The organism is Microcoleus sp. AR_TQ3_B6 (assembly GCF_036702785.1).
GTDB lineage: Bacteria > Cyanobacteriota > Cyanobacteriia > Cyanobacteriales > Microcoleaceae > Microcoleus.
This window is the reverse complement of record NZ_JAUBVJ010000079.1, coordinates 24480-37438: the sequence shown is the minus strand read 5'-3', so window position 1 is coordinate 37438 and position 12959 is coordinate 24480. Positions and strand designations below refer to the sequence as shown.

The following is a 12959-nucleotide window of genomic DNA, read 5'->3' as shown; positions in this document are numbered from 1 at the left end:
CATTCCATCATTCCTCTTTCACGATCGTCGCTCTATTTTACTATTTTTCTCCGCCCTTTACAAAAAAGCACTACCAACTTCTGAAGTATGGTTAAAAGGTGATAGTAATGGCAAGAAATCTGGTAGACCTAGATTTCAAGGCGTGGGGCAATACAAAACATTTAGGTACCTTCAATTCAAGAAACATCATTTTGCTAACAACAAAATAACACGGTCACAAATTGGGGATGTTAAGGTAATTGTTCACCGTCCAATACCTGTAGGGTTTGATATCAAGACTGTATCTGTCACCAACAAAGCAGATGGTTATTATGTAACCCTCAGTCTTGATATCAAACGGTTCCCACAATCCAACCTGATTTTAACTCTGACAATATTATTGGTATTGATGTAGGCTTAATCGATTTCTATGTTGCTTCGGATGGTTCGAGAATTAACGCGCCCAGACATCTACGTAAAGCTGAACGCAAATTAAAATCAAACGTCGTGTTTTTCGGAGAATAAAAGGTTATAACCGTCGCAATAAAGCTATGAAAAAACTAGGTATCCAGCACAAAAAAGTGGCGGATACTCGTAAAGACTTCCTGTTTAAGACAGCTAGAACCCTGCTCGATAAGTACGATGTCATAGCTGTGGAAAAGTTGAATATCAAAGGACTCGTTAAAACTCAACTGGGTAAAAGTATTAATGATGCTGGGTGGCGACAGTTTACGATCGTACTTTCAAACAAAGCCGAAAATGCTGGCTTGAAAGTAATAACTGTAAATCCGAACGGCACAAGCCAAGAATGTTCTAACGGCGGTCAAAAAGTTAAAAAGCAGCTATCGCAAAGAATGCACAATTGCCCGGTATGCCATACAAGTTTGTGCAGGGATTTGAACGCGGCTATAAACATAAAGGCGCGTGGGACGCACGCCCTCAAAGCTCAATTAATGTCCTCATAGAGGAGTCGTTGAGAAGCCCACACTCACCCGAAGGGGAGTGTGTGGAGTACGTCACTTGAGTCACTGGGATTCTATTTTCTCTTCAAAATCAGCACTCAGATTGATGCGATCGCACAAATTACCTTGATAAACTTAGATGGTTCTCAACCCTGAAACCGGGTTGGAAAAACTAAATTTTCTCGTAAAGGGCGATCGCCAGGACTTAAACAACCCGGTTGATGAGAGTCGCGAGGGCGTAAGTTCTGTGAGAAAATAAATAACCCCAAAAGAGGAAAAATGCTCGGATTTTATTTATTTTGTATCTACGTCGCAGTATTGTCCGTATTTGCTGGCTCCAGCCCCCGCAGCCCCGAGAAATGGTGGGTAGAAATTGTCACAGGTTTGCCCCGCTGTACCTACTATTTTGGCCCCTTCGACACCGACAAAGAAGCCTCCAGCAATATCCCGGGCTACGTCGAAGACCTCGAAAGCGAGGGAGCCAAAACAGTTAGCATCCGCATCAAACGGTGTCAGCCTTCGGAACTCACGATTTGCGACAGTGAATTCTCAGAGGGTATCGCGGCTTAATCATGTTGAGACTGCTGACTGCAGAAACCGGGTTTTTTTGACTAAAATACTCCGTCTATCACGAGGGGTATCTGTTAAATAACCCGGTTTCTTAGCGTCAAGAGTGCCTAAGTTTTGTTTGAGTTTTCAATTACCTCACGCCTCAACAATAATATTAAGCACGATCTTGTCCTAGTCCTTACTCTGCGGACTTTGTATTTGTAGTGGTGGCTTAAATTTGGGCATCTTCTCCACCAAAATGCAGATTTTAGCCAGCATTAACGGCCCAAAATAATCGGGGCTAAATCAGCACTGAGGACGAGCCGATCGCTCCCGTTGCCTTGATAAATTGAGAATAGTAAAAACTACTTAAGAGTTACCCGAGGTAAATATGTTTGAAATCTCTATGTTGGGTATGTTTTTCACTGCTTTTTGGCTCCTAGTTCAACCTGCTAGCAGCACTCGACCCGGTGAATGGTGGGTAGAAGTTGATACAGATTCGCCAAAGCGTACCTATTACTTTGGACCCTATGACAGCAGAGAGGAAGCTTCGGACAAATCGAACGGCTACATCCGAGACTTGGAGAACAAAGGAGCTAAAAAAATTAGCATCAACATCAAACAAGGTCGTCAACCTACTCAGCTAAGAGCTAGCGAAGAGTCTTGAGAAGGTTGGAAAGTGCAAATTACGGGCGAAGAAAATTTGACATATTAACAGGGTTTTTTTCAAATGAGATCGCGCTTGCATACATTAGGGACACAACAATGCTGTGTCCCGAGAAAATAGTGAAGAAATAATCTTATTTGCATCCGACGAGAAATGCACGCTTTTTCAAAGCAGCATCTGATTGAGATTACTGCGAGGATTAAAAGTGCGAGTTGCTTTGATTTTTTCATAGCATTCGCGTTCTACGGTGCTAATTTCTTTCGGCGGCACGATCGCAATTTTTACCAACAAATCAGTCCGCTCGTTTTTCTTCGGTTTCGGCCATCCTTTGCCCCGCAACCGCAAAGACTGACCCGAACGAATCCCGGCTGGAACTTTCACAGTGATCGTACCTTCAGGCGCCGGCACTTCCATTGAAGCTCCCAACACCGCTTCGTCGGGAGTTATCGGCACTTCGCAGACCAAATTCTCTCCCTCAAACTGGAAGAAAGAGTGAGGCAAAACTTCTAATTTTAGGTACAAATCTCCCTGCTGCTTCGTGTACGGGTCAACTTGACCTTTGCCTTTTACCCGAATTTTGCTGCCGGTTTTCACTCCTGCAGGAATCGAAACTTCGCCCGTGGCGACTCGCTTGGAAGTTCCCCGAAACGCTTCCCCCAGAGTCAGGGAAACCGTCACTTCGGTGTCGAGAGAGCTTCCGGCGCTGCGGTTTTCGTACCCCGCGAAATCTTCAAATCCGCCAAAACCGGTGGGCCCGCCGCTGCTGGTGCGGTAGCTGCTGTAATTCCACTTACCGTTGCGCCCACTACCGGCACTGCTACCTGCGCGGCCTAGCAAGGCATTGATAAATTCGTCAAAACTGCCGTACTCGCTGAAATCAACCCCGCCAAAGTCTACATTCGTAGCGCCCCCGCCCGGCCATCCACCTGGAGTTGTGGCAGCTTGCTTCCAGTATTGACCGTATTGGTCGTATTTTTTCCGTTTTTCTGGGTCTGAGAGCACTTCGTAAGCTTCGTTTACTTCTTTAAAACGAGCTTCGGCTTCTTTGTTGCCGGGGTTCATGTCCGGGTGATATTTCCGGGCTAGTTTGCGAAAAGTTTTTTTAATTTCGTCAGAGCTGGCAGTTTTGTTGAGTCCCAAAATAGCGTAATAGTCTTTAAAATCTGTTGCAGCCATTAAGCAATCCCCTCTTTATTAGTTGTTAGTTGTTAGTTGTTAGAAAGAATAAATCCCAAATTAGCAGGATAGCGAATTAGCTTGATGCCAGGGCAAAAGTGCCTGCAGCATCTGATTCAAATTATAGGTTATCAAAGGTTTGGACTCGATCGAGTTCGGTTGTTGCTTGCTCGACGATCGCAATTCCCGCACTCCGCTGCTGTTTGAGATTTTATAGCATTCGGCTCTCTTGTGCCCAAGGCCGCCGGAGCAGGCGGCTTTCTTATGCTTTTGGCCTTCGACAAGAAAAACAATGGTTTCATATCAATTAAGAACGTCCTCACCCGTCAGCGCCGTTGCTATACCTTTGAGTTTTTAGACGGTGAAACTCTTGCCGCGATTAGTTTTGAGGAGTTGTGCGCCCGAAGGCTTGTCCGAGGCGGCGAGAGCTTTAGGTGGCAGCCCGGTTGAGGCGAGCCGGGGAAACCTGCTGCTGTTGCTGTAGCGAGCCAAATCCGGGTTGACTGGCGCGGACGATCGAGCTTTTTTTGCTCTTTGTTTGCGGTGTGCGGTGCGATCGAACTTCTCGATCTGAGCTTTTCACCCAATGCAAATCCTAGAAAGTTCTCATCAGCAACTCTGGTCGAATCTGCTGCCTGAATTCTTGCCAACTTCTACCTTAAAGCCTGCAGTTATTCCACCACCTTTCGAGATATTTTCCCCTCACATCTGAGCGGTGCTATATAATCTTATTTTTTCAGTATCATAATATATTTAAGTCCAACTAATATAAGCTAATCTCTCTGGTGTCTGTTAACTAGAACACACACTTTTAAAAAAATTAAGATAGGATAGTAGAGCGATAAGCTTTTAACGCTACGAGAGTGCTAACATTATGAATTATTTGCTAAGTTGGCCTTGCGGCTGCTGCGACGATTGGAAGGATAGTTCCGAGAGTTTTGTTGTACTCAGAAACGGGCAGCGCATTTGTCAGTCGTGCTACGATCGCAAATACAAGAATCAGAAGCTATTCGCCAGACGCAGGCGATCGAACATATCTGTATCACCGCAGACCCTAACAGAGACTATCCCTTATTAATGCGCGGTGCCCTTATTAATGCGCAATGTTTTTAATAAAACGAAGTATTTCGACAACCTCGCATCAGCGGTTGCCCTTAATAATGAACTCGAAAAAAAGAATTTATTTCGTCATCAGTCATCAGTCATCGGTCATTGGTGATCGGTCACTAATTTAGTTATTTATCATCACTCACTTGAAAAGCAGGTAACCGATTTTAACTTAAAAAACTAATGACTGACGACTAATGACTAATGACTAATAACTAAATGATAGTTCCATCAGGAATCGTGGCATTTTTCAGGACTACGATAATGCCGCTGCGGATGTAAAAACCTTGGTTTTCGCGGTTGGCTTCTTCCACTCGGTCTTTATTAATTAATTGAACATTGCGGCCGATGCGGGCATTTTTATCCACAATGGCACGGCGAATTGTAGTATCTGCACCGATACCGAGGGCGACGCCGCCGCTGTCCAAACTCGAATGCCGTTCGGCGTCGGGTTCGTAGAAGTCAGCACCCATGACCAGAGTGTCTTGAATCGTACATCCAGCTTCAATGCGCGATCGAACTCCCAGCACAGAATGGTCGATCCGGCACTCTTTGAGAATGCAGCCTTCAGCAATAATCGATTCAGTCACTTGAGTATTTAAAAGCTTAGTCGGCGGCAAGAAACGGGGGCGAGTGTAAATCGGCGCATTTTCATCGTAGAAACTGAAAGGTGGCTTAGGCTGTTTTGTCAGAGCCAAGTTAGCATCGTAAAAAGCCTCAATGGTTCCGATATCTTCCCAGTAATCGTCAAACAAATAAGCTTGAACGTTGTGGTTTTTTGCATTATTCGGAATAATCTCTTTACCAAAATCAGTTTGGTTTGGAGATTCCTTCAGGAGTTTAATCAGAACTTCTTTTTTGAAGACGTAAATCCCCATCGAAGCAATGTAAGGACTTTCCTGAGCCTGCTGCGGTGTCAGTCCCAGTTTAGTAGTATCCACCTGCATTTGTTTGAGCGCATCGCCTTTTGGCTTTTCGCTGAATGAAATAATGCGGCCGTTGTCGTCGATTTTCGTCAAACCAAAATCCGAGGCCCGCTTCTCGTCCATAGGCAAAACTGAGAGGGTGATATCGGCGTTGGTTTCGCGGTGTCTGTGCACAAACTTCTGGTAGTCCATGCGGTAGAGGTGATCCCCCGAAAGAATCAAGTATTCGTCAACGTCCCACTCTTCTAGCAGCCAGAGATATTGGCGAACTGCGTCGGCTGTCCCTTGAAACCAGTTGGGGTTTTCCTGAGTTTGCTGGGCAGCGAGCACCTCGGCAAATCCCTCGGTGAAGCCGGAAAACTGGTAGGTGCGAGCGATGTGGCGGTTGAGGGATGCCGAGTTGAATTGCGTGAGGACGTAGATTTTGACTATTCCGGAGTTGATGCAGTTGCTGACAGGAATATCGATGAGGCGATATTTGCCTGCGAGGGGAACTGCGGGTTTGGCTCGCAGTTTGGTTAGGGGGTAAAGGCGGGTGCCTACACCGCCACCGAGGATGATGGCTAAGACTTTTTTCAAGGAACTTTCTCCCTAGGGTCGATTAACTCTCCAAGTACAGTGTCGGATGGTGAGGGCTTCTTGACAAGGGGGGGGAGCAAGGAAGTTTTGAGTTTTGAGGTATGAGTTGAGTCGCTTACCCAGAAACCGGGTTGTTTAATCCAAATACTTCTTCCCACCCTGAATAAGAGTTAAAAAACCCGGTTGATGAGAGTTGGAGTAAGTCCGGGACTCTTGTTAGGAGTTGTGAGTTGTGAGTTAAAATACTCATCAATACATAATGGATATTTGAAAAAGTTGTGAGTTGTGAGTTAAAATACCCCTCAATAAATAAGGGCAGTTTAACAAAAGAATAAGGTTCGGGGTTGGCGCTGTTAATTACAAGTTTTTTGGGTAAATTCCCGCTTCTGGCAATTTCTTCATCTAGGATGGTGGGGCTGTTGTTCTTTTTCCAGGCTGGTCGATCGCACCGCCGCGCCCGCTGACGCTCTGTTTGGGCCGTTCCTCGCCCTTTGGTTCTACTTGAGTTCGATCGGGTTCTTTTTGCTGGCGTTCCTGTTATCTGAGTTTGTCCGACTCCACAGCAGTCAATCGATTTTAGATTTTAGATTTTAGATTTGAGATTTTAGATTGACCCCACGAATAAATGCTCTTTCTTGAGGATTTTCGAAAAGGGATTGATTCCACGGATAAATCACGTGGCGGGTACCACCTTTGAAATTCGCTTGTCAGGAAGCGCCGCCCGTCAGGACGATAAATTTTTAGGTAGAGTCAGTTTCCACTCTGAGACAGTCCTGGACGCAACTGCCATATATAGTAAGGTGCTCTACTACCCTAGATCTTCGATAATCGTTCAATAACCGAGTCCGGGGCACCCTACAAGTCGATCGCCCTGTGACAGTGAGCCTTAGTCCTATTAGATTGAGTACAAATGTGTAATATTTTACAATTGGTCGATCGACAGCATTGGGTAAAATGTCTCTTCTCTACCAAAAGCTAGATCCCCTACACACCTCTGCTACTGTAGCCTAAGCGCTAAAAGCAAGAAAAAGTGTATGCAAATTCAAACGCCGGACTGGGTTAAACACGCCGTATTCTACCAAATATTCCCCGATCGCTTCGCCAAAAGCAAACAGCCCCGCAAACGCCTGCTGCAAAACTTCAAGTGGGAAGAATGGCACGAAATCCCCACCCTGCAAGGCTACAAAGGCGGGGACTTGTGGGGCGTTATGGAACAACTAGATTACTTGCAAGACTTAGGCATTAACGCAATTTACTTCACCCCCATATTTCAGTCGGCCAGCAATCACCGCTACCATACCCACGACTACTATCAAGTCGATCCGATGTTGGGCGGCAATCCAGCTTTTAAAGACCTTCTAGACGCCGCCCACGACCGCAACATCAAAATCGTTCTCGACGGCGTATTCAACCACGCCAGCCGCGGCTTTTTCTTCTTTCACGACATCCTCGAAAACGGCCCGCATTCTCCTTGGTTGGATTGGTTTAAAATTGAAGGCTGGCCCCTATCTGCCTACGACGGCAATTTTCCTGCTAACTATGCTGGTTGGGACGGGAATCGAGCCCTTCCCGTATTCAATCACGACAATCCAGAAGTGCGAGAATACATCATGGAAATCGCCGAATATTGGATTAAATTCGGCATCGATGGCTGGCGGCTGGACGTTCCTTTTGAAATTAAAAGCCCGGGATTTTGGCAGGAATTTCGAGAACGAGTTAAAGCAATTAATCCCGAAGCTTACATTGTCGGCGAAGTCTGGGAGGATGCGAGAGAATGGCTCGACGGTACTCAATTTGACGGGGTAATGAATTATCTGTTTGCTGCGCCGACAATTGCTTTTGCAGCGGGCGACAGGGTAGATTTAGCTCAACTTGAAGGCCGTTCTTACCATCCCTATCCGGCGCTTTTTGCTAAAGAGTACGGCGACAAAATTCAGCAGGTTTTGGAACTGTATCCTTGGCCGATACAGTTAACTCAACTAAATTTGTTGGCCAGTCACGATACCGCCAGGTTGTTAACAATTGCTGGAGGCGATAAAGCTAGCGTGGAACTTGCAACTTTGCTGCTGTTAACTTTTCCTGGAGCTCCCAGCATTTACTACGGCGATGAAGTTGGTTTGCCCGGTGCTCTAGACCCCGATTCCCGCCGCGGTTTTCCCTTAGAGGCTCACTGGGAACTTGATGTTTTAGATTATCACAAGCAGTTGATAGCTTTGCGGCACAAATACGCTGCTCTCCGCACTGGAGCTTACCACATTCTGTATGCTGAGGGAACGGTTTACGTTTTTGCCCGAATTTTGGGGCATGAGGAAATAGTTGTTGCTGTCAATGTCTCGACAGAACCAGCTAATATTAGCTTTGAGCCAGCTAATTTGAAATCTTCTCACGATAAATTGCTGTATGGAAAAGGCGAGTTTGTTTGGAAAGGTGACGGGGAAACTCGGCATTTAGAATTGAGGCTGCCGGGGCGATCGGGGTTGATTTTAGGTTCGGATAATTAGTTTAAAATGTAGGGTAATGTGCTCCGGGTACACCTACATTTATCGGCGTAAGGTGCGCACCCGACCTTTATAAGCGTAAGGTGCGCACCCGACATTTAGCGGTGATTTTCCCCGCGCATCCTAAATTTATTATAGGCGTAAGGTGGGCCTGGCGCAGCCGAGAGCGATCGGCGAAAACACAATTTTTCTTATGCTGCAACCAATGCTGGTATTAGCACCGCATCAATGATATGAATGACGCCATTGTCGGCAAGAATATTGGGAGTGAGAACTTTAGCATCATTCACTTTAATGCCGTCTGAAGTATCAATTCCCACCACAGAACCTTCCACTGTTTCAGCAGAACTTAACTCAAGCAAGTTCTCCGTTAGTACCTCGCCAAACAAAATGTGATAGGTGAGAATTTTCTTGAGTTTGGGTATGTCTTCCAGCCAAGAGGCAATAGTGTTCGCAGGAATTTTGGCAAATGCCTCGTCAGTTGGTGCTAAGACGGTGTAGGGACCCGGACTTTGCAACAAATCTAACAAGCCAGCCGCTTCAATAACAGTCACGAGTGTTTTGAAAGAGCCGGCATTGGTGGCAGTCTCGACAATATCAGCCATGATGTTTTTCAGGAGTGCAAGTAGCAGAAAATAAATCAGAGGCGACAATCATTTTAGCAATTTACACCTAGCAGAAAATGGATCGGAGGGATGATGATTATTGTAAGCCTTTTAAGTTAATTGGGTTGCCGGCCCAGATGGCCCGGCGCGATCGACCTTTTTGGCTTATCCTTGGTTCGCATTCTCTCCCTTGCGGAAAAACTGCTTTAAAATCTCTCCGGGAGCTCTGTCCCAGGTGTCGATATGTTCGTAAATTAAACCGTCTTTATCCAGTTTATAAGTAGAGTAGCCGTTAAAAAAAATCCGAGCTTTCCAGGGAACCCGCAGGGTGCCACGAACAGTCCAATTTGCCACAATAGTATCAGGGGCTGTCGGACTTACGCCGTGCAGGTCGAAGTGAATCTCGCTAAAGAATAGCTGCCCGTGAAATCGCAAAGTCCAAAAAATAATGCGATAGTTGATTTTTCCTTTAAATTTGTTAACAGGATCTTGAAAATAGACACCTTTTGTGTATATCTCGTAGGAGATGTCTTTTTCAAAAAGCGTCGGGAGATCCGCTTTCAGGGTGTCTACTGCTTGTTGTACCTGCATTTGATATTCGACCGCGCTCACGCTACCACCTTGTGACAGTATTAATTTATAACTTTAACTCAATTGGCGTAAGTCCCACGCTGTAATTGTACTCACTTCAGCGTTGGGATATAAGCTTTCGCAAGGTCTAAGAAATAATCGAAAGTTTCCCGCTCTTGTTGTCTAATAGTGTAAGATATAAATGGTTGCGACCCGCCCACTCGACTGCAAACAACAGGTCACAGTAGCAGTAATATGCTTGACCTTGGATAACTGCGAGAGAAAGGGGAAAAAGACAGACCGCTGGGAAAGCAAGGTAACGCTCTACCGTAAAATATAAACCAAGTTTGTCATACGAAAATAGTTTTTTGCCTTGGGAAACAGGGCGAATGCCTGGGTTCCCTACGAAGGGATAAAGGCCCAAAAGCTAGAGATGCTGTGTCAGACTCGGATCGTCTTAGGTGACGAATACCCAGTAATGGGATACCTAACAGAGCAACGGCAAATGAGACACGAAGCCTACACGCTCACCGCAAGGTTCGTGTTAGGTATTTCACATGAATAATCTCGATCGGCAGTGGGCGGATCGCCAAGTCGATCCTTCATCCAGCTTTGATTTTAACTGAGTGTCAAAAGAATTTCCCATCCTTCTCAAAGGTAGGGATGAATTTTGACCAATAAAGAAAAGCGAAGCAATATTGTTTTGTTCTATTGTAATGTTGTATACTACTTTTGCTGCTATCTTGCATGGCGTTTTCTATAGTAAAGCTTGATAGTTTTTCAGAAGTGTGCATGGGATTCGCTCTCGATCTCACTCTGAGATAGCCCTCTGTGTCACTGGTAGAAAGATAAGTCCAAACATAAGGCAGCCAAACAAACAAAGAAATAACTCTTGGGGAAGCCGAGGGTCTGCCTGTGGACGCCCAGTAAGACCAAAACACAGACGGCTGTGTAGAAGCATCGGCGGATGAAACGGGAAGATCCAAAGACGAATAAGACCGTCCTTGAATTGAGTTGATGTTGGAAGCCCCAACTTCAGCGAAGCAAATTGGGGTACTTCACCCCTAGCGATATTATCCGCGCCGGCTTTTCTGCTGACCCGGACTTGCGACATTGAAACCTTGGCACAGATTTGACAGAACACCCCCACTCCTCTGACATTCTCGCAGAAATCAACAGCGGCAAGCTGTTGATGGTAGATAGCCGTCGCCGAAACGGTCTAATTTTGATTAAACGCTTCCACGCGGACTTTGCCGGACCAGGGGCTGCCGTTGGGGGTGGTTTTGATGTTGACTCTCGGCAGGCGATTCCCGTGGGCGATTTTTGTTTGGTTGACCCTCAATCTCCCGAAGAAAGACAGAAAGCTTTGGGAATTCGGCGGCAGTGGGTGCGGTTAACGGAACAGTTAACGGCCCAGCCTGCTGCTTTGGAACGCGCGCACATGATTTTAACTCAGTTTGAACACTATTTGGATTCGGAAACGGTGGCACAAATTCCCGATGAAGCTTTGGCCCTTTTAGTAGGCGTATTTCCCCAAACTCTTCGCGCGGCGCGACAACAAAATGATCGAAGATGAAAAATTTTTATCTATTTCTAAATTCGAGCGTGTGGCTGCAAACTATCGAATCAGATGCCAAATTAAGGACAGCCTAACTCTTCTATCATCCGCTGACAATGCTGTGTTATACTAACCGACAAAGCATCAATATCCAGCTGAGTATTTCCTACAGGAAGCTTGGCGGCAAAAGTGCGATCGAGGTGCAATCAATCCCATACAGAACGTTTTTGCCCAGCTCACTCCCTTCCGGGTCATGTATCCCGAATCCCGATATTTCTTTATTCCGAACAAAACTGAAATGACGGCTCAAAACTGCTTCTTTCCAGGAAACTAAATCGATTTCCATCGGGGCGACTTTAAACGCGAAATCCTCAATTTTTAGATTGTCTACAGGGGAGCATCCCGATTTTGCAAAAATATTAACTTGAATAAATTCCAAACATCGCTACACATAGCAGGAGTATTGCCACTGCCAGGAGAGAAGTTGGCAGCGATCGCCCTCAACGGCAAGAGTTGCTACCATATCTAAACCGGGGACTAACTCAATCAAAGACCATCGGGAAACTTCTTTTGGATTTTCAAGAAAGTTTAACAGTGCTGCTGGTTCTCCCGGCGCGATCGCGACATCAAATCCATCCAAAGGAATTGAAAAACCTTTACCTACCGCTTTGATGCAGGCTTCTTTGCGAGTCCAGCAGGTTAAAAAAGCTCTCAGTTGTTGATGTTCGGGGAGCGAGCGCAATACGGCGTTTTCAAAAGGCGAAAAAAACTTTCGGCTATCTGTTGGTAGGGAAAATTTTTACGAATGCGTTCAATATCAATACCGAGTTCTCGATTGTTATCCACAGCGATGAGAGCAATATTACAGCATTTGATAGTGCAAATTTTAACCAACAAAACGAAGGTCAATTAAATGAGTCAACTATATGAAATTATAGCACTAATCAAAAACAACCACACCCAATATTTAGGCCAAACTTCCCTGTCTCACCTGTTCGTATTTTTAAATGGCTACAAAATAGCAAAGCGAGATTTATGCATCACAATCACTTCAGAAGAACAGGAGTTTTATCGAAACTTTCACTCTTGGATTCAGAAAAAATTAAAAGCCAAAACCGTTAATTCTTGGGCAAAAATCATTCAACTTTTCTGCATCAACGATCGAGAAGCTTTCAATTACTTTTTTGAACTCCTTGCAGAATTTAACCAAGGAGAAAAACCCTCAGAACCCCCCTCCCTCAAAGAATATGGCTGGAAAGATCCTCAAGCTACACCCCCAATTACAGCAGGCAACAAATTTTATCAGCTTTTAGATAAAATCAAAACTAGACCCGCCCTTTATCTTGGCAAGCGTTGTATCTTTAGTCTGCAAGCTTTTTTAGATGGTTACACTTGTGCCTGTCGCCAACTCGGAATTCCTGTTACTGAATAGGAACAAGAATTTGCCGAATTTCAAGACTGGATAGAAAAGCAATTTAACCAGCAATCTACCCGGTCTTGGGGGCGAATTATCGTTTTTTCTTCAGAAGATAAATCCCAAGCGCTTGATACATTTTTTCAGCTATTTGAAAATTTTTTACAGCGCGAATCCTCGCTTGATGCCGACACAATCTCTCGCCACCAGGCGCCCCGAAAATGGTAATAAAAAGCCGCTAAATTCAATGCTTGAAAACTTATCCGAAGAAGCGCTTACCCAACTTCGTGAAGAAGCCGAATCTTTGCACCAACAAGGAAAAAACTCAGTAGAGAATCCATTTGATATCTCTTAGCAGTTGATATCTCT

Annotated in this window: 15 protein-coding genes and 1 pseudogene; 9 read left to right on the top strand and 7 right to left on the bottom strand. The window is 45.3% G+C overall.

Annotated elements, in window-relative coordinates:
* The 4 genes and pseudogenes from QUB56_RS28265 to QUB56_RS28250 form a co-directional block, all read left to right on the top strand.
* Window positions 1–394, top strand: a pseudogene (locus tag QUB56_RS28265) (hypothetical protein); the annotation flags it as partial.
* A gap of 76 nt (window positions 395–470) precedes the next feature.
* Window positions 471–944: an RNA-guided endonuclease InsQ/TnpB family protein gene (locus tag QUB56_RS28260; RefSeq protein WP_445243410.1), complete on the top strand. Its 474-nt coding sequence runs from the start codon at window positions 471–473 to the stop codon at window positions 942–944.
* A 276-nt stretch (window positions 945–1220) separates the two neighbouring features.
* Complete coding sequence (locus tag QUB56_RS28255; protein WP_332959617.1) at window positions 1221–1511, top strand: DUF1816 domain-containing protein; 291 nt, start codon at window positions 1221–1223, stop codon at window positions 1509–1511.
* Window positions 1512–1881: 370 nt separating this feature from the next.
* Window positions 1882–2157 (top strand): DUF1816 domain-containing protein, encoded by a 276-nt coding sequence (locus QUB56_RS28250; protein WP_332959616.1) that lies wholly within the window; start codon window positions 1882–1884, stop codon window positions 2155–2157.
* 165 nt (window positions 2158–2322) lie between these two features.
* On the opposite strand, the gene QUB56_RS28245 is transcribed toward QUB56_RS28250, so the two are convergent.
* The gene (locus tag QUB56_RS28245; RefSeq protein WP_332959615.1) at window positions 2323–3333 is read right to left on the bottom strand and encodes a J domain-containing protein; all 1011 of its coding nucleotides are present in this window, start codon (window positions 3331–3333) and stop codon (window positions 2323–2325) included.
* Window positions 3334–3763: 430 nt separating this feature from the next.
* Window positions 3764–3916: a hypothetical protein gene (locus QUB56_RS28240; RefSeq protein WP_332959614.1), complete on the bottom strand. Its 153-nt coding sequence runs from the start codon at window positions 3914–3916 to the stop codon at window positions 3764–3766.
* Window positions 3917–4207: 291 nt separating this feature from the next.
* Between QUB56_RS28240 and QUB56_RS28235 the strand changes: the two genes are divergently transcribed.
* Window positions 4208–4411 (top strand): hypothetical protein, encoded by a 204-nt coding sequence (locus QUB56_RS28235; protein ID WP_332959613.1) that lies wholly within the window; start codon window positions 4208–4210, stop codon window positions 4409–4411.
* A 244-nt stretch (window positions 4412–4655) separates the two neighbouring features.
* On the opposite strand, the gene QUB56_RS28230 is transcribed toward QUB56_RS28235, so the two are convergent.
* Window positions 4656–5945 carry a glucose-1-phosphate adenylyltransferase gene (locus tag QUB56_RS28230; RefSeq protein ID WP_332959612.1) on the bottom strand — a complete coding sequence of 430 codons (1290 nt, stop codon included), beginning with the start codon at window positions 5943–5945 and terminating at the stop codon, window positions 4656–4658.
* Window positions 5946–6979: 1034 nt separating this feature from the next.
* Between QUB56_RS28230 and QUB56_RS28225 the strand changes: the two genes are divergently transcribed.
* Complete coding sequence (locus tag QUB56_RS28225) at window positions 6980–8446, top strand: glycoside hydrolase family 13 protein (protein WP_332959611.1); 1467 nt, start codon at window positions 6980–6982, stop codon at window positions 8444–8446.
* A 188-nt stretch (window positions 8447–8634) separates the two neighbouring features.
* On the opposite strand, the gene QUB56_RS28220 is transcribed toward QUB56_RS28225, so the two are convergent.
* Window positions 8635–9048, bottom strand: a complete 414-nt coding sequence (locus tag QUB56_RS28220; RefSeq protein ID WP_332959610.1) for a fasciclin domain-containing protein — start codon at window positions 9046–9048, stop codon at window positions 8635–8637.
* Window positions 9049–9213: 165 nt separating this feature from the next.
* A complete protein-coding gene (locus QUB56_RS28215) occupies window positions 9214–9639 on the bottom strand; it encodes a DUF2358 domain-containing protein (protein WP_332959621.1) in 426 nt (141 codons plus the stop codon).
* 1111 nt (window positions 9640–10750) lie between these two features.
* Here QUB56_RS28215 and QUB56_RS28210 point away from each other — a divergent pair.
* The gene (locus QUB56_RS28210; protein ID WP_332959609.1) at window positions 10751–11194 is read left to right on the top strand and encodes a hypothetical protein; all 444 of its coding nucleotides are present in this window, start codon (window positions 10751–10753) and stop codon (window positions 11192–11194) included.
* A gap of 148 nt (window positions 11195–11342) precedes the next feature.
* Here the strand turns inward: QUB56_RS28210 and QUB56_RS28205 are convergent, their stop codons facing one another.
* Both QUB56_RS28205 and QUB56_RS28200 read right to left on the bottom strand, forming a co-directional pair.
* Window positions 11343–11615, bottom strand: coding sequence for an Eco29kI family restriction endonuclease (locus QUB56_RS28205; protein WP_332959608.1), 273 nt, complete (start codon window positions 11613–11615; stop codon window positions 11343–11345).
* 6 nt (window positions 11616–11621) lie between these two features.
* Entirely contained in the window at window positions 11622–11918 is a 297-nt protein-coding gene (locus QUB56_RS28200; RefSeq protein ID WP_332959607.1) for a 4'-phosphopantetheinyl transferase superfamily protein, read from the bottom strand.
* A gap of 171 nt (window positions 11919–12089) precedes the next feature.
* Between QUB56_RS28200 and QUB56_RS28195 the strand changes: the two genes are divergently transcribed.
* A complete protein-coding gene (locus tag QUB56_RS28195; protein ID WP_332959606.1) occupies window positions 12090–12608 on the top strand; it encodes a hypothetical protein in 519 nt (172 codons plus the stop codon).
* A gap of 133 nt (window positions 12609–12741) precedes the next feature.
* Window positions 12742–12945 carry a hypothetical protein gene (locus QUB56_RS28190; RefSeq protein ID WP_332959605.1) on the top strand — a complete coding sequence of 68 codons (204 nt, stop codon included), beginning with the start codon at window positions 12742–12744 and terminating at the stop codon, window positions 12943–12945.
* The last annotated feature ends 14 nt before the right edge of the window (window positions 12946–12959 follow it).